Raw genomic sequence first — 20,509 nt, forward strand, 5'->3', positions numbered from 1 at the left:
GATAAGCGGCTTTTAAGGTTGCAGGGCGTACCTTCATATCCACGCACTGAATCCCGGGCGCCCCGTCGATCGCTATCTGTTCGCGGTCCGCCTCTGCGTGAAGAACGACTCGCTTTCAATGCAGTTAGCGTGGTCCATTCGATCCATCGAAATTTGCCTATTCACCAAGGAGCCAACTTATGAAAGCACTTATCGCTCATGCGATCCTTGCAACCACGATCGCCATTCCAGCGCTCTCGTCGGCGCAGCCCCTCACTCGCTCCGAGGTGGAAGCGAACGTCATACAGGCGGAACAGAACGGCACGCTCCATCAGTCGAAAGTGCACTATCCGGACGAGAGCAGCCCGCGGCAGGCACACGCGAATAACGACTACGGTTCAGGGCCGGTTGTGAATTCGCAATCCGGACATCGCCTTTCCTACGCAACGCCCTCAGATAACGCGCTTTTCTCGCATCACTGAAGTGCTGGTGAGCGTTCGACATTCCATACGAGCGTTTCGGTACTTCCACACGCCTAACTTCCGGTTCTCATGCGGACGTCGCGCGTCCGATCCAACGTCGATATGAAAAAGCTAGTGCGCTCGATTGATTTCATTCTGTTGACCGCCGCGTCGGTGGGCCTCGTCATGTTTGTCGTCTGGCGAGTGGCGACGGTAAAGGGGTGGTTTTAGGCTCACGCGAAACGGTTGTCCGTTAAAGGATCGCCCTGTGGTTGGCGTTCCGAATCGACATTGCACCAATACCTCGCGGAATGAAACCTTTCGCATGCTTCGCGAATGCGGATGAGCCGCAATCAAATACTAAGGAGTTCTGCGTTCACACGTCTGCGACGCATGTGCAGCTTCGACCACCAGGTCTTCCGGGATACCTGCGAATCGCGCCACGATATCCGATACCGCGTAATCAGTCGCAACAATGCCGTAATAATTCACCCGCACAATCCGACGCCACCAACAACCACAAGAAAGTCTCGTGATGCCACATTTTCGCGTCCCTCTCCCGCTGCGCCTCACGGTGCTCGCAAGCGTGGCGATACTAGCCGCGTGCGGTGGTAGCAATGATTCTTCTACGCCGAGCGCCTCGAACACTTCGACGACGACGGCGACGGCCTCGATCCCGGCGCCCCCTGCCGACCCCGGTTTTGTCGACAACGCCGCAATCCCCGACGTGCCCGCGTTCGTCGACACGATTGCGACTAACCAGCGCGGCGATGCGCGATATGCGACGCTCGCCACGAATGCGGGCGTGCGTGTCGTCTCGCGATTCCTCGACATCTGGCAACCGTTGACCGAGATCGTCGATGCGGGTGTCTCCGCGCCCGCCAATGGTTCCTTTCCGGCTGTCGTGCAGTCCACGTGGACAGGACTACCCAATGACGGTACGCCGGGTGGGGCTGTCGTGAACAGTGCCGTCCATGCCGCAAACATTCAATTCGTGGTCGCCGAGACGACCAACCGAACTCCGGCACAGGCCGACGCAGCCTACTACGACGACCGGCGCGGCAAAGGTTATAGCGTGACCGATGGCATGGGACCGCTCACCAATGCGTGGCGCGCGGCGGCGCAGCAGGTAACGACCATCACGTCGATTCCGGCGGATGCGACGACCGTTCTGTACAACGACAACGGCAACAACATCGGCGTCGGCAGCAGTGGCGGCAACACCAGTTTCGGCCAGGTTGTCGACCTGCTCAACATCATGGGCAACAACGCGTCCACCGAGCCGGCCAAGCGCTTCTACAAATACGCCCGGCCATACCGCTGGAGCACGAGTGTCGTGGTAGATCCGACTCTGGTGCCTGCCGAGAGCACCACGCCTTCGACCGATGGCGGATTTATCAGCGGTCACGAGGCGGAGGCCATGCGCGACGCGATGACGATGGCCTACGTGCTGCCGGAGCGGTTCCAGGAGATGGCGAGCCGCGGCCTCGAACTTGGCGAAAACCGCATTTTCGCCGGTATGCACTCGCCGCTCGACGTCATTGCTGGTCGAATGTTTGCACTTGCGGCGACTGCTGCGAATCTTTCCGATCCGAGCAACGCCACATTGAAGAGCGCCGCATTTAGCCAGGCGCACGCGGCCCTGATGCAGTCGACGAATACCAATTCGACGAGCTTCGCCGCTTTCGCCCACTCCGGCACGGCAGCGACGGACCGCTTCGCCGACTACGCGACGAACAAAGCGGACTTCGCTCGCCGTATGACGTTCGGCTTTGCTCCGATCGAATCGACCAATGCGCCTCCCGTTGTGCCGAAGGGTGCGGAGGTGTTACTGGAGACGCGCTTTCCGTATCTGAGCGCTGAGCAGCGCCGCGTGGTGCTCAAAACGACCGAGCTTCCTTCCGGCTATCCGGTCATGGACGATGCGGAAGGGTGGGGCCGCCTCAACATGTTTGCAGCCGGGGACGGATATGGTGCGTTCCATGGCAGCGTCATCGTTTCGATGGATGCGTCCCAAGGCGGATTCAACGCGTCGGATTTGTGGCGCAACGACATTGCCGGCGCAGGGAAGTTGACGCTGCAGGGTAGCGGAACATTGAAGCTCGGCGGCAACAACACCTGGTCGGGCGGCTCCCAGGTAAGCGGCGGCGTGCTCGAGGCCGATTCTCCGAATGCGTTCGGCACGGGCGACGTGTATGTGGGTGCGGGTGGCATCACCATCGCGGCGGCGTCGCCCGTGTCCATCGTCGGCAAGTACACGCAGCTCGCCGGCACGACACTCGAACTCGACATTGACGGTAAAGGCGCCGGCCAACTGTACGTTGGGAATCAGCTGACCATCGCCGGCGGCACGCTACACGTGAAGTTCGTGAGCGGCTATGCGCCCAAGGTCGGCGACACCATCGATCTGATCGATGGCAACGGGGCGACGAAGCAGTTCACGACGATCACGGTCGACGGCCACAAGGCGACGCCGGTCTATTCGTCCACCGGCGTGTCGGTGCACATCGATTCGTAATGCGGCCATATTTGGCTATGCGTCGCCCGGATAACCCGCTGTCTGTAATGCGGATGATTGATGCCCGGCCGGATCGCGATGCGCGTCATCCATGAGGTGCGCACCGCGCTCGACAGCGCGCTCCCCATCCCTGCGGGTTTCGAAATGCGCTGCGAAGAGATCCGTGCACACTGCGGCTGCAAGTACTTTCGCGAGCGGCGACACGCGCTCCGGGATGCCTGGCGAGGTGTGCAGCCCGATGGAGTTCCAGGCATCGTCCTGTGCCTGACAGTTGATAGAGGAAGCATTCCAGAGCGTCTGGCTATGACCGTCTGTCGTTGATCGTCTAAAGCGGCGATTCCTTCGTCAAAAACCGCCTGATGGCAATGGAGACGATTTCTGGAAACTCTTCGTGAATCGCGAGCTTGCCCTTCATGACCCATTCAACCTGAACATTTGGCAATTGTCCTAACGCCTCCATTTCGACACGCGATTTCGGCGGCGTCTGATCGCCGTAGATCACGAGGATCGGAATGTTGGCTCGGCGCGCAAGATCAAGGAACGCCGCACGGTTGGCGACCCGGTCTAGCGCACCGGTCACAAAGCGTACCGAACTGTGCCGGGCTCCGGGTGCACGGGTGACGGCGAGTTTGGCCGCGAGACGATCGCCGCCAAGCCAGTCAGGATCGCTGTAAACGTGTTCTCTCGCCATCATGGTGATGACATGGCGGCTGACGTTGAGCCGGTAGAGAAGCGGGCCAGCGAGGGGGTGATCAATGGCAGAGCGCACACGGGAGAACCAGGCCCGCTGGCCACCCATCATCGTCGGCAACGGGCCGCGCCACGTCGGTGCGATGAGGACCAGGCGATCAACCGTATCTGAGCGCAAGACGGCCTGGTAAAGCGCATAGGTGGCTGCATGTCCGGCCGCCACAATGGCGTGCGGTGGTGCCACGATGTCGCTTAGAAACCAGTTAAGAAACTCCGAGAGAAGCTCCGGCGACCATTCTTCCTTTGGCCGCGCCTGATCGCCGAACCCCGGCCAATCAACCGTCGTCACGTGAAACTGAGGCGCGAGCAAGTCGAGCAGCGGGCGCATCTCCAGGCGCGTGGAAATCGTACTCAGGGCCGGCAGGAGGACGACCGAAGCGCCGCTACCGGCCTCATCCACGTCCAGCGCGATCTCTCCACTGTCCCACTGGCAGCGAATCGTCTTCGTCATTGCCTTTCCAATTTGACCTTCATACGAATCACGCAGTAGATATTGATGACGAGTTTAATTAGAGGCCGGTCTCCGGCCCATGTATGGATGCGTTTTTCGTGCTGTGGAGTTGACCCGCTTTCGTGCACACCTATCCTTTGGAACAGGAGGTGTCCATCATGGGAAACTTACCGCAGTGGCAGAAACGGGTCCGGGCGCGGCCGATCGCGTCGGACGGGTGTCGGCTAGTTTGAGACGTCTAACGGCATTACGCGAGCGACCGCTGACTCCGCGAACGCGGCCATTCAAGTGACAGACGTTGTCATCGAGATTGCGGCACTCACGGCCATACCGTAACTGTCATCGCCAACCAGATTTAGCAGGTACGTCACTGCGTCACCTGCGCTGCCCGTTCTAACACTACGGCTGCCTTGTGCCTCCGGTGATCGCGCCTGAACGCCAGGGAAAGGAAGTCGAAGCGTCGGGCTGCCAGCCGCGAGGGCGCTGCTCTGTAGCTCCAGACGCCCGACGTTTGCATCGCGGGACTGCCTGGAAATCAAATGCGCCACGCCTGTCTTTGACGTTTAGCCTTCGGAGACGCGTCGTAGCAGATACACGACAATCACTGCGGAACCGCTGACAAAGATTGCCAGCCCGATCGCTTTACGCGCGAGCGTGCGAACGCGCGCGCGGGGCGTGTAACGCACAAACCAGGAACTGGTTCTGCGCAACATCATTCACTCCATGGGCGCCTTGACGGGCGCATCGCGTCGGGGAGAGACAGCCCCCTATGTTGCCGGAGCGCAGGCCGTATCGCGACGTGTATGTGCCCTGATCTTTGCTTGAGAGTCTTTACCACTTCGAACTCTTTGAACTGAGGATAGCTGGATAGAGCGCGGGTAAATGCCGGCATCCGGGCATTCTGAAACCGGCAACTGCAATTATCGCACCTCAGGTTCAAAGGCACAGAGCAGATGCTTTACGTCTGCTGACAGGTTCTTTGCACCAGCCGGTCCGGACCAAATCCAGGCGCACATGAACCGGCCCGTTTGGGCATTGGCGCAATGCAGGGATGTTCTCAGGAGGAACTGCGACGAGCCTTTGCCGGTTGCCGCCACTGTTCATGGAAAAACTGCAAGCCGCCCAGTTGCTGTGCGATGTAGCCGCCCGTGGCCATCGATTCCGGTGCGCGCCGGTCGCCTGTAGGCGGGTACTCGGCGGAGAAGTCCGCTGTACCAAACACGACGTCCCAGATCGGGAAGACGGCGCCGTAGTTACAGGAATTGCGGCCGGCCGCGCGCAGGCCATGATGCAACCGGTGAAAGCGTGGCGAGACGATCAACCGGTCCCCGAGCCAGCCGAACGAAAGCTTGATATTGGCGTGGCTCAGGCTTTCGATGAAGCGCATGAACAGGAACAGCAGCGGAAACTGCAGCGGCGGAATACCGATCGCGAGGCCGACGATGCCGAACCAGATTGCGGCGACCAGGTCGTCAAGCAGATGGTTGCGGTCGTCCGACCAGAAACTCATCTGTCGCTGCGCATGATGCAACGCATGCAGTGCGTACCAGCTACGGTATGAGTGCGACAGGCGGTGACGCCAGTAATCGGCACAGTCCAGAATCAGCGCGTACGCGATGAAGGTAATGACCGGATGTCCGAGAAGCGGCGGTATCAACGTCTCAAGCGTTGGCGGTATGTAGCCGTGATCGACCACGAAGCCGTTCACCCACACCTGCACCTGGTAGAACAGCAGGAAACTGACGACAGGCAACACCCCGACGCGGTTGAGGATCGTATAGAACGCGTCGGTTACGACGGCTTTGCGGTCATCCCAGCGTTCGATCGGAAAGAGTGCTTCGAGCGGCCAGCAAACCGCATACGTGACGATAACCGCGAAGAGGCCATAGACGCAGATTAGCGCCCAGTCGAAGGAAAGCTCTTCCCATTGCATCCAGCCGAAGTGATACAGCAACGGCAGAACGAGATACTGGTCGATTTCACCGGCCAGCATATTGAAGAATCTGTCGAGAAATATCAGCATGATGGGCGTTAGAGCGTTTCGGCGGTAACGAGACCTGGGCGGCTCATTTCGGTGGTGAGGAAGATGCCGTGCGGCGAGCGTCCGACATTAATGGTCTCATAGTTACCGCTGGCTGGATCGAGTACGGCGACCTGCTCCCGGAAACGCAGCGTCACCCATAGCTTGCCGTCGGGGCCGACAGCAATATCATCTGGCCCCGCAGCGTGGAACGGATAGGTACGACGAAGCTCGAGGGTGGTTGGATCGAGCGCCACCAGCGAGCCGCCGATCCGGTTGCTCACGTAGAGCGTCGCGCCGTCGGGCGTAAGAAAGACATTGTGCGGGCCGACGCCGGTTTTCACCCGCCGCAGCACGTTACCCGTCACTGGATCGACTTCCGCCACATGGTCGCTGCCCATCACGCAGACCAGTACCTTGCCGTTGTGCCAGAGCACGCCGGCGGGGGTCGATCCGACGTTCGACTTCCAGCGGATCGTCAGGTTCGTCAGGTCGAATGAAACGAGCGTGCCGGACTCCTGCATCGAATTGAAGCTCCAGCGCGAGTCCGGCGAGAAGTCGAGGTGGCTCGGCATGCCGCCGGGCGAGAAGCGCTTGACGAGCGTCAGGTCGTCGGGGCGGTAGATGTCGACATAGTTGAGCCGCAGTGCATTGACGACGAGGTAGCGGAAATCCGGCGTGAAGCCAAGCTGGTACGGATCGGCGATCACCTTATGGCCAAGCGCCAAACCGGTGTGCGGGTCGACAATGAACAGTGCATTGCCGCTGGCGTCGGCAATATAGAGCTTGCTTCTGTCGCGCGAAAGCGCCCAGTGACTGGGTTCGCGCAACGTCGGCAATGTCCGGACGATCTTGTGCGACGCCATGTCGATGACCGAAACGCTGGCTTCGCCGGAATTCATTACGATAGCGAGATTGGGGGGCGCCGCGCTGGCGATACCTGAACGAAGGGCGAGGAAAGGCGACAGGCCGAGACTCAGGGGAATGGCCAGACTACGGCCAAGTACTTCGCGACGTGAAAGCTTCATGGAGGGCGTGCATGAGAGAATTAACCACTCATTCTGCTGGATGGATTCACCGTCACGCAAGGACGAATTGCGAATGGCGCTGATATGGAGCGATGCTCAACCGCTTCCTGTCAGTAGCCTAACAAATTTCAGGCGAAGCTGACGATGCGCATGCGATTTCGCCGTATTTGACCGAGCTTCCCGCGGCCCCGGGCGCGCTTTGCGCAGCACCCGCCCCGTTCATCCGCGGAGTTTGGCCGTTGTATATTGCCATCACGCGCTAAAGAACCTGGAGTAATAGCAGTGCCACGTTTGTCCAGAGAAGTCGGGAAGTGTCCATGAACAGCACTGCCGGCAAAAATACGCTCACAGATCGCACGACTGTTGCGATTCGCGATGTGCTGGCCGGCAAACGAACCGGCTTGCGCTCTGCGCTGCTGTTCGCCGGGCCCGCAGTGATTGCCTCGATCGCCTACATGGACCCAGGCAATTTGCGCGACCAACATCCAGGCCGGTTCCCAGTTTGGGTACACGCTGCTGTGGGTGGTACTGATGGCCAACCTGATCGCCATGCTGTTCCAGGCGCTCTCTGCCAAACTCGGCATCGTGACGGGCCGTAATCTGGCGGAAATGTGTCGCGAGCAACTGCCGCGCAAGGCCGTCTTCGTCATGTGGTGTGTCAGCGAAGTGGCTGCGATGGCAACCGACCTGGCCGAATTCCTCGGTGGCGCAATCGGCCTCGCGTTGCTGCTCAAAATGCCGTTGATGGCCGGCATGGCGGTGACCGCCGTGGTGACATACGGCATCCTGGTGTTTGAAAAAAGCGGCTACCGGCCAATGGAGATCATCATCGGCGCGCTCGTTGCTGTGATCGGTCTGTGTTACCTGGTGGAATTGTTCATTGCGCCCGTCGCATGGGGACAGGCCGGATTGCACTCGATCTTGCCCTCAATGCCAAACCGGGAAGCGCTGACCGTTTCGGTCGGTATCGTGGGCGCCACCGTGATGCCACATGCGATCTATCTCCATTCCGGGCTGACTCAGGGCCGGACTCCGGCGAGCAACGCGAACGAGCACCGCGCACTGCTGCGTTTTTCGAACCGGGAAGTCATCGTTGCGCTTTTCTTCGCAGGTCTCGTCAACATGGCCATGGTAATCATGGCCAGCGCGGCATTCCATGCCGGCCACCGCGACGTCGCGGAAATCGAAACTGCTTACCATACGCTCACGCCGTTGCTCGGTGCGGGCGCGGCGGCGGTTTTCCTGATTTCGCTCATCAGCTCGGGTATCTCCAGTTCCGTTGTCGGCACCATGGCTGGCCAGATGATCATGCAGGGCTTCGTCGGTTTCCGGATTCCCGTCTGGGTGCGACGTCTGGTGACCATGGTGCCGGCGTTCGTGGTGGTCGGCCTCGGCGTGAATGCCACCCAGGCGCTGGTGATCAGTCAGGTCGTACTTTCGTTTGCGTTGCCGATCCCAATGGTGGCGCTGGTGCTCTTCACCCGCCGCAAAGACATCATGGGCGAGTTCGTCAATAGACGGCTAACGGACATTGCAGCGATTGCCGCGACGGTCGTCATCCTCGCGCTGAATGCGGTGCTATTGCTTCAGTCGTTCGGCGTCAGCATTCCGGGCATGCCTGCAAGCTGATGCAGCCCACCCGGACTCTTTCGGGATGGGCCGCGCTCCCGGTGCGATGGACGGCGAAGTTTGTTCGCCAGCCATCGACTGACCGCTGGGGGACCAGAGCTCCGGCTCCAAAAACGGCTTGTCGATTCGTTCGCTTTCGTCTGCGATGCCGGTGCATGCCTAGGGTCTGTTTACATATGGAACACACGTGCGAATACCCGCTATCGGCCGTCCCCCAAGGGGACTTCCTTCGGGGCGCAGGGCAAAAGGAGTAAGGAGCGCTGCGTGGCCGCGCCACGTGAGCGACGCACGACGCCGCCATGCGGCCGATAGCGGGCATTCCCCTGGAATGAAATTCAGAACGGGGGTTGCCGCGAGAAGGGCCGCTCGCTGCGTCATGCTCCTTGCGAATACGTCGGAGTATTCGCGGCGTCGCAATCCTTGCGAGCGGCCCTTCTCGCGGCAACGCACGTGCGTTCCATATGTAAACAGACCCTAGGGACGATCGCTGCTTCCATGTTCGCCTTGAGTTGTGAAACATACGGTAAGAACGGCGTTGACCCATGGGCACCTGGCTGGCTATGCGGATGAGGTCCGAAGCGGCATCTCCAGGTGCAAGCGTACGTCGACCTGGCGGGCTTCTCCGTTGTCTGGGCTGATCGTCCCAAAGAAAGCCTCGCCGGTGCGAGGCCCGGGGGTGGCTATTTGTACGGTCAGGCAAGCGCCGGGTAATCCGTGTACCCTTCTGCCCCTGGGTGATAGAACATCTCGGGCCGCGGCTCATTGAGCGATGCGTCCAATCTAAGTCGGCGCGGCAGGTCCGGGTTGGCGATGAACATCTGCCCGAAAGCAACCGCGTCGGCGTCGCCGACCGCAAGCAAACGTTCGGCGATGTGCTTGGTCATCTTTTCGTTGGCGATATAGATGCCACCGAATGCTGCCTTCAGCGCGGGTCCGAGCCGGTCGTCTCCCAGCGCTTCACGCGCGCAGATGAAGGCAATGCGGCGTTTGCCGAGCTCGCCTGCGACATAGCCGAAGGTGGCCGCAGGGTCCGAATCGCCCATCGACTTCACGTCACCGCGCGCAGACAGATGCACGCCGACCCGGTTGGCGCCCCATATGGCGACGCACGCGTCCGTGACTTCGAGCAGCAGTCTCGCACGGTTCTCGATCGACCTACCATATGCGTCAGTGCGCTGATTGGTGGAGTCCTGCAGGAACTGGTCAAGCAGATAACCGTTGGCGCAGTGGACTTCCACGCCGTCGAACCCTGCCTTTCTGGCGTTTTCAGCGCCGTGGCGGTAGGCCGCAACCACGCCGGCGATCTCGTCGGTTTCCAGCGCGCGCGGGACCTCCCTATGTGTCCGGGCGATCTTTCACGATAACCGGGACCGCGCATGACCAAACCCACCAGGAAGCAGCAATCTCCCTACCGTCCCCCTGTAGACGCTCTCCAGTATGAACGGCTCGCGCTGGCCGCCTTCCATCTTTGCGACCGGCAGGGGCAGCAACTCCGACATCTGATTACACTTGCGACCTCGATGTTCAGGAGTCCTGCTGTGACTGCAGAGGAAAGGCACGAACACCGGAACCTGCTGGAGGTGATGATCCAGCTCGGCGAGGACTACCACGCCGCCAATCGCTGCGATCAGGAACTGTTCACGGTGCTTGCGCTCGACGCCAGGGGGCTTCCTAACCGCCAACTGACACCGCAGGACGCCGCAGCGATTCTCGCTGACGCTGCGCAGGGCGCGAACGGGAAACTGGCGGCTATGGACGCTTCGTGGACAAAGCACTAACCGGCGTCGATCACTTACGGAAAAAAAGCGGCTCAATGCCGCTTTTTTTTGTTGGACGGTGATACTGGAAAAATGCACCTGAAAATGAGATGGGCAGAGCAATTGTGAATATCTGTCACAACAGTTTTATCTCAATTTAAAGTCATTGACCGTGTCGCGGTTTGGATGGTTTATTCGTCGGGTGTGTTCTGGAAAATCAGCAGAGGTCAGATGGAACAACAGAAACAGGATGAAACCGGGGGCAAGGAAGAATGCCAGCTTTGCCGTATCACCTATTCAATCTACTCAAACTTCCCGCCAATGCCGTCCGCAATGGCGCTGAACGCAGAAACCGGCGAATGGTTTCCGTTCGATAGGCTGAAGTCGTATTCAAATGGTTACGAGATGGCTGAAGCCCTCGGTTACGCATGGGCGTGCGATTGCCGGGAACGCTCCCGGAATCGTTTCGATGAACAGTTCGTACTGAGAGATCGTAAAGGCCGACCATTCGCGAACGCGCGCTATCGAGCGCGTGTTGGTCTGAACGTAGTAGCAAGTGGCGTCACGGACGCCGCAGGTCGCACACAGCGAATCAGCACCAAAGACGCGCGGCGGCTAATACTCGAAATCAGCGCGGGCGTCTGATGGGGATTCCTGTAGTGAGGGATCGAGACGCATGGAAAGACCGAACGCATCAAGACGAATGCAGTATCAAGCTTGACACTTTACATTACAGGAGAAATCCGGAATGAACGAATCTGGTGAACGCAATAAGTACGGTTTCAAGGCGAACGAAAATGAAGAATGGTTCGAGGTTCATTCTGGCGCCGTGACGAACACGAATCCAGGCTCAATGGTTTATGTGACAATTGACACTACACCAATATGCCCAAACATGACGGACGCCGAATTTCGCGCCAAGGTCATGAAGTTGCGCGACGATGCGGTTGTTTTGGTTGACAAGCGAATAGCTGCATTGAAGACATGGAGTCCTTCAGAGCAAGCGCGCGTCGCCAATTGGTTTGGCACGAAGGACAATGCAACGCGCGATCTTCTGATTCAAGGATTTACCGCAGTCAATAGAGTTATGCGTGGTCTCCAACCCAAGAATTTTGTTCGGCAGTCTCCTGAGCTTGACCGTGTTCTTGGGTGTTTGCCCCATCCGGTCAGCAGTGGTTCTGCCGCGCACGTTTGCGCCCCTGATACAGCCACGCATACCATTAGTATTCACGAGGTCTTTTGCGAAACCCGTGATTTCACGTCAGGAGGGGATTCGAAGCTGTCAACGATCATTCATGAGTGCACGCACTTTACGGACACTTTTGGGAGCAAAGATTGGAAATATACGATCACAAGATTCTTGGCAACCTGGGGACAAGAAAATCCGCAGCAAGCAATTAATAATGCAGATAGCCTGGCGGGATACGTCGTATATGAATATTAAATTGGGTGCCGTGGCATTTGGGCTGCTGTCTATCAGCGCACAAGCATGCAATACATCTCAGAACCTTCCGGGTCAAAATATCGATTTGTATTTTGAAAGAAACTCGACGCAGGTATCGGCGGATCAAATTTTAAAATTGGCAAATTGGGCCATCGACATGCGCCTTAAGTATCCTATTCAAGAGGTACTGTCCATTGGTGGAGTGGCTGAGGCAAGCGAAAAAGAGCCTAAGCAATTGGCAATGCAACGTGCGGACACAGCAAAGGCAATGCTGATACAGTTTGGTCTTACTCAAGTTCCATACGACGTCCGCGCTGGAATATACAAGCCCCTTGAGCATTTCGTCGAGCCGCCTGAAAAGGTCAGACGTGTGGAGATTGAACTGTCCCCCGGTTGTCCTAATAACTGCTGCGACGGAAAGTGAAGCGAGCACGTCCCTAAGCGCGGTTTTCCGGCATGGCTGTCGTGATGGTAGTAGACATCGGTGTATCAACGTCGGCAAACATTGCTAACATGCCCGTCGAATAAGTCCCGCTTCAATGCGACTTTTCCTGCGAAGAGGCCCGCTACTGCGCGGGCCTTTTGCCGTTACGCCTGATTCCAGCGATTGGGCCAGGGGCGATCCACCACGATGCCACTTGCGCCGTTCTGTTGCGATTTTCTCCAGCAACTGCAACACCTCTTCGCGGTTGCCGGCTTTATCCGCCTGTTCCATAGCGGCCCGGTATTCATCAGGCGTCGACTCGACACCATCACAGCACCGGTTCACCACCACCGTAAGCGCATCCATCGGCGGGCCGACATACCGGGCACGCAACGATGACATCGCATCATGCGTGAGTTGGGTCAGATCGTCGGTCTGCAACACGGCGACGCTGATTCTCAGCACGGGTTCCATCCACGCAAGCAATTCTGACGAATGCTGCTTTCGCACTTCGAGCGAACGAAGATTGTCGTAGCAGCGCTTCCTGTTGTTATGGTCGAACGTGGCGGGCGCGAAACGATACGTGAACTCAGTTCGCGTCCATCCGAGGTACTCACGCACACTGGAGACATTTGCACCCAGCCTCATTTCCCTGCCTCCAAAAGGCAGAAAAAAACCCGCACACGAAGGTGCGGGCACTACCACACACGTCGCAGTCCGGGGATGGGACCTCGACGCTTTACAACGCGATGCTATCCATCCAGGGTGGCTGCGGACGTGCGCGGGCGCTGCGCACCAGTCAGCACATTTCTCCCTTCCGTTTTGCACCGGTTTGTGCAGGAACGAAGCGGTCTTATGCTTGTGCTGGCAACTCGAAAGCGACGCATTCCGTTTCGAGGGTCGTTTCGTGCGATGTCGTCGGGAAAGGGTATGTCGCGGCGTGTTCTACGATTGCATCGCAACAGAAAGTACGTCGTAGTGAGACGACAGGTCCTGGCCGGACAATCCTGGTGGACAGACCGCGCCCTCGCGCTTGCCGGTCAGTAGCTCTGTTCGGTAATAACCCGGGCCACTGTTTCCAGCGACCGGCGCAGCGTGGCCAGATCGACGGACCCAATCGCGAGGCGGATGGCGTGAGGGACATGCGTCGATGTCGCGAACGGCAGGGCCGTCGACACTGAAATGCGCTCACGCATCAGCGCCATCGCAATCGCGTCGGCGCGGACTTCCTGCGTCAGGGGGATCCAGATGAAGTACGACGCTGGATGGCTCATCGTCTTAAGCTTGCCGAGCGCTTCGGCGGCAAGGATTTGGCGCGTCTTCGCATCCCGCCGCTTCTCGTCTTCGAGCCGGGCCACCGTGCCGTCGTTTATCCAGTTGCAGGCGATTGCCGTCATGGTTGCGGGAGTGTTCCACGTCGTGGCCCGGATTACCCGTTCAAGCCTGGGAATCCATTCGCGTGGTGCGCAGACGAAACCGACGCGCAGACCTGTCGCGACACTCTTCGACAAGCTCGAGACATAGATCGTCGTCTCCGGAGCAATCGATGCCAACAGCGGCGGAGCATCTTCTGCGAGGTATGCGTAGGCCCCGTCCTCGATGAGGATCAGTCCATGCTGTCGAGCGATACTGACAAGCTCGCGGCGCCGCCGCGCGCTCATTACCCAGCCAAGAGGGTTGTGCAGCGTCGGCATTGCGTAGACGAGCGGACTTGCCGTCATTTCGCTTGAAAGAATACGGTCACGAAAACGCGGAAATTCCCCGACGCAAGGCCGCGGTCAAACAGGGGCTCGCTGGCGTTCTTATACGGTTCCCACGTAGCTATCAAATGCGGTCACGAGATGCTGGATCGCCTGTTCGAGGTCATCTGCCGGCGTTTCAAAAGACTGATTCAGTGGCATCGCTTCCCTCGACGTCAGGGCTTCCAGCAGTGTGGCGGTCATCTCATCGTAGCGATTGGCCCTTTCCCGGTCATGTGCGTCCGGTTCCCCGCTCCGAAGGACTTCGATCACCGCGGCGGCGCCGCAAACCACCCGCACCGCGACGGTCAGGTTCCGCAGTTGTTCGAGCCGCGCAGATCGCCGCTGGCCCTCCAGGAGCATACGTTCTCTCGCAACTTCAAGCCGTGAGCTGGCCAGACCGGCTTCGCGTTGGAGGCGATCGAGGGTGGCGGTCGATCCTCCAGCCATCCGAAGCGCGGCGGACGCGAATGCCATGTTGGCCGAAATCGCGGCTGAGATCACGGCATTCAGCGCGTTACTCTCCTTCTGCGGCCAGAGAAGAAAGCTCGCCGCCACGCCTACGCAGGCACCGACGAATTCATTGGTAAGACGAGCGACAATCAGTCCCTCCGCCGGATGGATGAAATCCGACATCAGCATGAACATCGGCGTCAGGAAGACAACGAACAGACCGTAGTTCACCAACCTCAATGCGACGGTCACCGCGGCGAGCGGCAAGATTGCCAATGTCACCGCAACCGGACCGGACAGACTCGTCAGAAGAACAGCGGCGATCGTTCCGCCGATGAGGCTGCCGCATGCACGCTCCAGCACGCGCAACCATGTATTGGCGGAAACCGGTTGGGTCACGACGATTGCAGCGATCACGCCCCAGTATGCAAACGTGACACTCAGCGATGTGCCGATCATGAAAGCGAGCACCGATGCGACAGCCACCCTCAGCGCATGGTCCCAGACCAGCCTTTCAATCTTGACCGCGCGAGCGGCGGCAGGCGTGGGCGTCTCGGGGTCCATTGCGAGCGCGTGTCGCCCGTCCGCGAGCCGAGCGATGGCCCTTGCCGCAAAGGCAACGGCGCTTGCCGTTTGGTCCGTCCGTTCAGCCGTCTGCCGCAACAATGCGTGTGCTTGCGCTATCAGCGTATCGGGAATGTGCAGTTCTTGCTGTGCCTGCGCGGCCACGCTTTGCAGCAACTGTCGCAGGCCCTGGAGCGATTGCCGCGATCCATCGTCGTCGCCAATCGCTGCGTTGCGTCGGGCATGACCGATTGCGATCAGCGTGGAAAACACCCTGCCCGCGGCATCGACGCCCGGCCCGAGATCAGGGCCGTTGCGAACATCATGCGCCGCCAATGCCCTGCCGCGCTCGATCGACATGCGCACCCCGCGGCGATAAACGGTATCGAACTCGGTCCAGCCCTGCACATCCATTCCAGGCCGCGAATCCAGCGACTCCAAAAAACCAGCCATGTCCTCGAGCCTGCCGAAGATCGTCGCGAGCGTGAAGCCCGCGGACTGTGGGAACGGGACGGGCCAGAGGAAGATGCAAAACAGCATGGTCCAGGCTGACCCGAGCAGAAAATAGCCACCGTGAGCGAGTGCAGCGGCAAGCGGCTCGGGCGACGCAATTCCGATCACGACCGCGAGCGAGGCAATCAACCCCGCCTGCGCCGGCATAGGCCCGAGCGAGGGCTTGTAGGACCGTGTCAGTCCACAAAGGAAGACCAGGACAAACAGGGTGACAATGCTGACGGCATAGCCCCAATGCGCGGCATAGGACGCCAGCGGCATGACGACAACGCCCATGGCCGTGAAGATGGCCATCGCCTTCAGGCGCTGTGACCTGGACCCTTGCGGATCGCAGAGACAGTTCCAGAACGCCGCGACGGCTCCGAAAGCGATATCCGAACGACCGAGAATCGCCGCGGCACAGAGCATCGGCGCCATCGCAAGCGCAGCGTGTATCCCTTCCGCAATCCCGATGCGCTCGGGCGTTATGGCGAAGACATGACCTTCAGCCCGCAAGGTCCGACGGCTTACCAGGGATACGAGCTTTCCTATTATTGTCATCGCACCTTTGCTGCTCACGAACGTTGATTGCTGGACGACAAGGCCCAGGAAATGGGCGCCCCCCGGATTCACGCTGCCAGCGCGCTGAGATAGCCGCCGACTCCGCGCTGTGAACGTCTGCTTTTCGCATATGCGACTGGCGGCAATGGGGCTCGTCTGCCGCTCTAGCTGGACACTCGGGCGTCCGGTCCGCCCCAACAAGCCGCCAGTCGCCCGCGACACTCACTTTGCATTGTCGGTTGTTGCGATTATCCGCTGAGCACTGCCCGCGCCAGTCCGAACGCCCACGCCCTGTGATCACGACTCGAAATTCACGCGGTCCAAGACCATCCCGAGCGCGAGTCGCGAGGTACCCCGACGCCGGATTCGTCGTCTACGCCGAGAGACCTGGCGTGCCAACCGTCAGGCGATTCGGGTTCTTTTGCGTGGCTTGACAATCCTTTCGACGGCGCCGTCTGTGACGTCCTTGAAGAGTGCGGCGTTGCCATAGGCCCGCGCGGCCAGCATCGCACCGTAGACCAACGACACGAGCGTTGCGGCCTCAGCCTGAACCGACGTACTCAGTTTGAACTGGTTGGCTCTCGCGCCCGACTCGAGCACATGTTCGAGCCACGCCGCGAGGTTCTCGAAATACGCTCTGACCTCTTGCGCCACTTCGTCGGGCAAAGCCGGGCGTTCCGCGCCAAGCATGCCGGCTACGCAGAATGGCGTGCTGTCGTCCGCAATGCAGCGTTCCCAAAAGCCGATATAGGCCCGTAACTGCGCCAGAGCGTCGGCACCACTCGCCTCCAGTGACGCCATGTCGGAGTCGAACTTTTCGCGCCACTGCTTCACCACGGCGATTACCAGATCTGCCTTGGCGGGAAAGTGGTGGTGAATGCTCGCCTTGCGAATGTCGATCGCGTCGGCAACGTCGGCATAGCTAAACCCGCAGTAGCCGCGACGCATGATGAGCTGTCGCCCTGCCTCGACGATTTTCGCCGCGGTGGTTTCGCCGGTCGCTGTCATTTCCCTCTACCATCGAGTCGGTTGAATTAAGTGTAAGTCTACATTCGGAGCGCGAAAATTTCCAATTTCTAAAAAAGTACTTGCGACCAAACCATCCTACCAGTAGGATGGTTTGGTCGATCGGGAATGCCCATCGACACCTTCTCATCACCTGATCTTTTTGGAGCCTGAAAATGAAAGCAGCCTTACGTGTAACACGTATCGCCACCGCACTCGCTCTCTCCTTCGCCGCCCTGGGTTCCCAGGCCGCGGTGGCCGCGCCGGTCAAGAACATCGTGCTGGTCCATGGCTTTTTCGCCGACGGCTCGGGCTGGCAGGCAGTGTCGAAAATCCTGACGCGCGACGGCTACAACGTGTCTGTCGTGCAAGAGCCGGAAACCTCCTTCGCAGATGATGTGAAGGCAACCACGCGGGTAATCGATGCACAGGATGGTCCGAGCATCCTCGTCGGCCACAGCTACGGCGGTGCGGTGGTGACGGAGGCTGGCAACGACGCGAAGGTGGCGGGCCTGGTCTACGTGGCTGCATTCCAGCCGGATGCCGGCGAAAGCCCGATGGATCTGACAAAAAAAATGCCGCCCGCGACCAAGGCAATCAAAGCAACCGCAGACGGCTACCTGTATCTCGACCAGGCCCAGTTCCATACGGATTTTGCCGCCGACGTACCCACCGCCGAAGCGAAGTTCATGGCGATTTCACAGGTGATGCCGGCCGCCCAGTCGTTTGGCGTGCCGATCACAAGCCCGGCATGGAAAACGAAGCCGAGCTGGGCAGTCGTCGCGACGGCAGACCGCGCAATCAATCCCGATCTCGAACGTTTCATGACCAAGCGCGCCGGGAGCACCACGGTCGAAATCAACTCGAGCCACGTCGCCTATATTTCGCATGCGGCCGAAGTCGCAAAGCTGATCGAGCAAGCCGCGGCAAAGTCCAGCAGAGAATGATCGAACGCGATGCGCCGCCTGCGGTTGTGGTAATTGTCAGGCGGCGTCCGCTGCGTACTTGACACCGGCCTTTGACACAGTACGGCTTCAAGGACTGCAACGGGTCGGCCTGAGACGGTCACCGGCCGTCTCGGTTCGGCCAATTTGAGACCGTCGCGAACGGCTCTGCGAGGTCGCTGAGCGGCTGCCACAAGCCCTGAGTCCGTCCCCGTCAAGTATTTCGAGGGCGGCCGATCTGGCCAGTCTGTGCTTGGCCAGCGAGACCCAAAGCCTGATTTGAAAAGGTCGATCCACTGGTTAGATTTGATGCCATGTCCCTCCCCAACGTAGCAAGCGGTCATGTGGATCTATACTGGGGTACCTGGAGGCTTCGATGGCTAATCAAGACAGACTGCATCCGCTACGTCCGCTCCTGAAGAATTGGGTTTGGGAGCATGGCCGAATCGGTACCCGATATCTGGACTGCACCGATGGCGAAATCAAGTTTGACGAAGGCAAGAAGTCGCGCTTCGCGGCCGAAGAATACATTCACGTGCCGCTCGACAAGGATGCTGACGACGATGCGCCTGTGGAAGGTCCTGCGATCCAGGAAGCGGGACTCGCCCGGTTTTTGAGGGCAGCGCAGTTAGGCAGGCCCGAGGAGGCCGGCACTATCGTGGAGGTCCAGCGCGCAGTGCAGGACTGCATGGAACTCGGCCTGTTCAGCGCATATCAGTTGAGCGCCCAGCAGGCCGCCGCACGCTATGCGCAAGAACCCATGTTCGAGGATGAAATCCGCGCTGCGGTTGTCGACGATATCCGACGTATCTACGCGGGCATGCGCGAGCAATTGGCGCTGTACGATTTCAGTGTGCTTTACGGCTTGCCCACGCCCCTGCTCATCAGCGAGGCGCCGTTCATCGACTGGCGCGTGCGCGCTAGTCCGGCCCTTCCGTTTGTCTCGCTTCCTCTTGGGCCATACTGCCTGCTGGTGGGTGCGCCGTCGGGCAGGAGCAGCCGAATTGGCCCCGTGGTCTGGAAGTCCGCCGCGGCAATGGGCCCGTTGAAGGACCACAACCGCCAAATCGCGGAGCACGCACGGTTGTGGCTGGTGGCGACCACTGATGACCAACTCGTCGCGGTACAAAGCCGCTTTGCTGATGCCAGGAGCCCCAAGCCAGAGGATGCGAGGCCCTGACTGAAGTCGGCGGGAAACGCGTTGAATCGTTCGTGCTTCTGGAGACGATTTACGGACGTCCGCTCCCTGAAGCCACGAGTGTCACGCTGGGTCGATATCCGCGCGGCCTTCATAAGCAGCGGAATACACCCGCGAGCAGGGGTCGGCCCCGTCAAGCCCCCCGTCGCGCGTGCCAGCCTCTGAAAGTCGCGATCGCGTATCCTGGCAGGTCAGTCCTTAGCCCACGCCGCAGCCATGGCGACGGCAAAGTCCCGATAGGATCTCGGTTGCCGTCCCAGCAGCGTCGCCAGACGCTCGACGTGCGCGCTGGACGCGACCGCGCCGTCCTGCTGATACCGGCCCATCATGAGCCGCATGTCGTATGCGAGCCAGGCAGGAGCAACCGACTTGAGGCGCTGCTCAAGGACGTTGAGATCGTCGCCACCGTAGCGGACGGGACGTCCCAGCGCCTCGGCCCAGATCGAAACCACGGTCTGCGCATTGATCACGTCAGGACCGACGAGTTCGTACGTCTCGCCCGGCAGCGGGTTTGAGCCACGCTCGCGGCGCAGCAGTTCGCGCGCGGCAGCCTCGCCGATATCACGGACGTCGACCATGGAAATGCCTTTCGCGCCAATTGGCATGCCGTAGACGCCGTGCGAAAGCAGCGGGTCTTTCTGCCGGACGTCGTTCTGGATGAAATACGCGGGGCGCAGCACTGTCACCGGCAGGTCGAGGTGTTCGATCATGCGCTCGACCGTATGTTTGCTGGTGAAGTGCGGCACGTCGACGTATTCGGCGCCCTTGAACACCGACAGATAAACCACGCCTTTCACACCCGCTTCCCGTGCGACGCTCAGGGTCTGCACCGCCTGAGTCAGCTCGTCCGCGACGTTGGGCGCAAGCAGGAACAACGTGCTGACGCCGGTCATCGCCTGCCGCACCGCGTCGACGTCGGACAGGTCGCCCTTCACTGCGGTGACGCCACCAGTAAATTGCGCTTTCTCCGGTGTGCGGGTCAGCGCGCGTACCTCGGCACCGCTGCCGCCCAGATGCTCGATAACCTGCTTACCGATCACGCCCGTGCTGCCTGTAACGAGGACTGCCATGGGTATCTCCTTGAAGTGGATG

Annotated in this window: 15 protein-coding genes and 3 pseudogenes; 9 read left to right on the forward strand and 9 right to left on the reverse strand. The window is 59.8% G+C overall.

Annotated features, from left to right (window positions below; translation table 11 throughout):
* Nucleotides 1-179: 179 nt before the first annotated feature.
* Together OKW30_RS37000 and OKW30_RS37005 are read left to right on the forward strand one after the other, a co-directional pair.
* Entirely contained in the window at nucleotides 180-461 is a 282-nt protein-coding gene (locus OKW30_RS37000) for a DUF4148 domain-containing protein (protein WP_429349070.1), read from the forward strand.
* Nucleotides 462-975: 514 nt separating this feature from the next.
* Nucleotides 976-2,958: a phosphatase PAP2 family protein gene (locus OKW30_RS37005; RefSeq protein ID WP_429349071.1), complete on the forward strand. Its 1,983-nt coding sequence runs from the start codon at nucleotides 976-978 to the stop codon at nucleotides 2,956-2,958.
* 325 nt (nucleotides 2,959-3,283) lie between these two features.
* On the opposite strand, the gene OKW30_RS37010 is transcribed toward OKW30_RS37005, so the two are convergent.
* The 3 genes from OKW30_RS37010 to OKW30_RS37020 all read right to left on the reverse strand — a co-directional run bounded on the left by OKW30_RS37010 (nucleotide 3,284) and on the right by OKW30_RS37020 (nucleotide 7,207).
* Nucleotides 3,284-4,159, reverse strand: coding sequence for an alpha/beta fold hydrolase (locus OKW30_RS37010; protein WP_429349072.1), 876 nt, complete (start codon nucleotides 4,157-4,159; stop codon nucleotides 3,284-3,286).
* 1,057 nt (nucleotides 4,160-5,216) lie between these two features.
* The gene (locus OKW30_RS37015; protein ID WP_429349073.1) at nucleotides 5,217-6,182 is read right to left on the reverse strand and encodes a sterol desaturase family protein; all 966 of its coding nucleotides are present in this window, start codon (nucleotides 6,180-6,182) and stop codon (nucleotides 5,217-5,219) included.
* An 8-nt stretch (nucleotides 6,183-6,190) separates the two neighbouring features.
* Nucleotides 6,191-7,207, reverse strand: a complete 1,017-nt coding sequence (locus tag OKW30_RS37020) for a YncE family protein (RefSeq protein ID WP_260336540.1) — start codon at nucleotides 7,205-7,207, stop codon at nucleotides 6,191-6,193.
* A gap of 317 nt (nucleotides 7,208-7,524) precedes the next feature.
* On the opposite strand from OKW30_RS37020, the pseudogene OKW30_RS37025 reads away from it, so the two are divergent.
* A pseudogene (locus OKW30_RS37025) lies at nucleotides 7,525-8,836 on the forward strand (Nramp family divalent metal transporter).
* Nucleotides 8,837-9,528: 692 nt separating this feature from the next.
* Here OKW30_RS37025 and OKW30_RS37030 read toward each other — a convergent pair.
* Nucleotides 9,529-10,167 (reverse strand): annotated as a pseudogene (locus tag OKW30_RS37030) (alkene reductase); the annotation flags it as partial.
* 45 nt (nucleotides 10,168-10,212) lie between these two features.
* On the opposite strand from OKW30_RS37030, the gene OKW30_RS37035 reads away from it, so the two are divergent.
* The 4 genes from OKW30_RS37035 to OKW30_RS37050 all read left to right on the forward strand — a co-directional run bounded on the left by OKW30_RS37035 (nucleotide 10,213) and on the right by OKW30_RS37050 (nucleotide 12,461).
* Nucleotides 10,213-10,614, forward strand: coding sequence for a hypothetical protein (locus tag OKW30_RS37035; RefSeq protein ID WP_429349074.1), 402 nt, complete (start codon nucleotides 10,213-10,215; stop codon nucleotides 10,612-10,614).
* A gap of 210 nt (nucleotides 10,615-10,824) precedes the next feature.
* Nucleotides 10,825-11,238 carry a hypothetical protein gene (locus OKW30_RS37040; RefSeq protein ID WP_184070328.1) on the forward strand — a complete coding sequence of 138 codons (414 nt, stop codon included), beginning with the start codon at nucleotides 10,825-10,827 and terminating at the stop codon, nucleotides 11,236-11,238.
* Nucleotides 11,239-11,341: 103 nt separating this feature from the next.
* A complete protein-coding gene (locus OKW30_RS37045) occupies nucleotides 11,342-12,037 on the forward strand; it encodes a M35 family metallo-endopeptidase (protein WP_429349075.1) in 696 nt (231 codons plus the stop codon).
* Entirely contained in the window at nucleotides 12,027-12,461 is a 435-nt protein-coding gene (locus tag OKW30_RS37050; protein ID WP_429349076.1) for a hypothetical protein, read from the forward strand. The genes OKW30_RS37045 and OKW30_RS37050 overlap by 11 nt, the downstream gene beginning before the upstream one ends.
* An 84-nt stretch (nucleotides 12,462-12,545) precedes the next feature.
* Here the strand turns inward: OKW30_RS37050 and OKW30_RS37055 are convergent, their stop codons facing one another.
* The 4 genes and pseudogenes from OKW30_RS37055 to OKW30_RS37070 all read right to left on the reverse strand — a co-directional run bounded on the left by OKW30_RS37055 (nucleotide 12,546) and on the right by OKW30_RS37070 (nucleotide 17,278).
* Nucleotides 12,546-13,109: a hypothetical protein gene (locus OKW30_RS37055; protein WP_429349077.1), complete on the reverse strand. Its 564-nt coding sequence runs from the start codon at nucleotides 13,107-13,109 to the stop codon at nucleotides 12,546-12,548.
* 392 nt (nucleotides 13,110-13,501) lie between these two features.
* Nucleotides 13,502-14,164 (reverse strand): annotated as a pseudogene (locus OKW30_RS37060) (aminotransferase class I/II-fold pyridoxal phosphate-dependent enzyme); the annotation flags it as partial.
* Nucleotides 14,165-14,263: 99 nt separating this feature from the next.
* Nucleotides 14,264-16,288: an FUSC family protein gene (locus tag OKW30_RS37065; RefSeq protein WP_184070340.1), complete on the reverse strand. Its 2,025-nt coding sequence runs from the start codon at nucleotides 16,286-16,288 to the stop codon at nucleotides 14,264-14,266.
* A gap of 384 nt (nucleotides 16,289-16,672) precedes the next feature.
* Nucleotides 16,673-17,278 carry a TetR/AcrR family transcriptional regulator gene (locus tag OKW30_RS37070; protein WP_429349078.1) on the reverse strand — a complete coding sequence of 202 codons (606 nt, stop codon included), beginning with the start codon at nucleotides 17,276-17,278 and terminating at the stop codon, nucleotides 16,673-16,675.
* A gap of 173 nt (nucleotides 17,279-17,451) precedes the next feature.
* On the opposite strand from OKW30_RS37070, the gene OKW30_RS37075 reads away from it, so the two are divergent.
* Both OKW30_RS37075 and OKW30_RS37080 read left to right on the forward strand, forming a co-directional pair.
* Nucleotides 17,452-18,222: an alpha/beta hydrolase gene (locus OKW30_RS37075; RefSeq protein ID WP_429349079.1), complete on the forward strand. Its 771-nt coding sequence runs from the start codon at nucleotides 17,452-17,454 to the stop codon at nucleotides 18,220-18,222.
* Nucleotides 18,223-18,595: 373 nt separating this feature from the next.
* The gene (locus tag OKW30_RS37080; protein ID WP_429349080.1) at nucleotides 18,596-19,399 is read left to right on the forward strand and encodes a hypothetical protein; all 804 of its coding nucleotides are present in this window, start codon (nucleotides 18,596-18,598) and stop codon (nucleotides 19,397-19,399) included.
* Between the two features lie 209 nt (nucleotides 19,400-19,608).
* Here OKW30_RS37080 and OKW30_RS37085 read toward each other — a convergent pair whose 3' ends face one another.
* Nucleotides 19,609-20,487 carry an NmrA/HSCARG family protein gene (locus OKW30_RS37085; RefSeq protein ID WP_429349231.1) on the reverse strand — a complete coding sequence of 293 codons (879 nt, stop codon included), beginning with the start codon at nucleotides 20,485-20,487 and terminating at the stop codon, nucleotides 19,609-19,611.
* Nucleotides 20,488-20,509: the final 22 nt, after the last annotated feature.

Origin of the sequence: Paraburkholderia sp. Clong3 (genome assembly GCF_050436485.1) — a bacterium.
Classification (GTDB): domain Bacteria; phylum Pseudomonadota; class Gammaproteobacteria; order Burkholderiales; family Burkholderiaceae; genus Paraburkholderia; species Paraburkholderia tuberum.

What these genes read in the sequence shown, in the direction of transcription:
- OKW30_RS37000 (WP_429349070.1), top strand. Translation starts at nt 180, where the DNA reads ATGAAAGCACTTATCGCTCATGCGATCCTTGCAACCACGATCGCCATT.
- OKW30_RS37080 (WP_429349080.1), top strand. Translation starts at nt 18,596, where the DNA reads ATGGCTAATCAAGACAGACTGCATCCGCTACGTCCGCTCCTGAAGAAT.
- OKW30_RS37010 (WP_429349072.1), bottom strand. Translation starts at nt 4,159, where the DNA reads ATGACGAAGACGATTCGCTGCCAGTGGGACAGTGGAGAGATCGCGCTG.
- OKW30_RS37050 (WP_429349076.1), top strand. Translation starts at nt 12,027, where the DNA reads ATGAATATTAAATTGGGTGCCGTGGCATTTGGGCTGCTGTCTATCAGC.
- OKW30_RS37070 (WP_429349078.1), bottom strand. Translation starts at nt 17,278, where the DNA reads ATGACAGCGACCGGCGAAACCACCGCGGCGAAAATCGTCGAGGCAGGG.
- OKW30_RS37035 (WP_429349074.1), top strand. Translation starts at nt 10,213, where the DNA reads ATGACCAAACCCACCAGGAAGCAGCAATCTCCCTACCGTCCCCCTGTA.
- OKW30_RS37015 (WP_429349073.1), bottom strand. Translation starts at nt 6,182, where the DNA reads ATGCTGATATTTCTCGACAGATTCTTCAATATGCTGGCCGGTGAAATC.
- OKW30_RS37020 (WP_260336540.1), bottom strand. Translation starts at nt 7,207, where the DNA reads ATGAAGCTTTCACGTCGCGAAGTACTTGGCCGTAGTCTGGCCATTCCC.
- OKW30_RS37075 (WP_429349079.1), top strand. Translation starts at nt 17,452, where the DNA reads ATGAAAGCAGCCTTACGTGTAACACGTATCGCCACCGCACTCGCTCTC.
- OKW30_RS37040 (WP_184070328.1), top strand. Translation starts at nt 10,825, where the DNA reads ATGGAACAACAGAAACAGGATGAAACCGGGGGCAAGGAAGAATGCCAG.
- OKW30_RS37005 (WP_429349071.1), top strand. Translation starts at nt 976, where the DNA reads ATGCCACATTTTCGCGTCCCTCTCCCGCTGCGCCTCACGGTGCTCGCA.
- OKW30_RS37085 (WP_429349231.1), bottom strand. Translation starts at nt 20,487, where the DNA reads ATGGCAGTCCTCGTTACAGGCAGCACGGGCGTGATCGGTAAGCAGGTT.
- OKW30_RS37055 (WP_429349077.1), bottom strand. Translation starts at nt 13,109, where the DNA reads ATGAGGCTGGGTGCAAATGTCTCCAGTGTGCGTGAGTACCTCGGATGG.
- OKW30_RS37045 (WP_429349075.1), top strand. Translation starts at nt 11,342, where the DNA reads ATGAACGAATCTGGTGAACGCAATAAGTACGGTTTCAAGGCGAACGAA.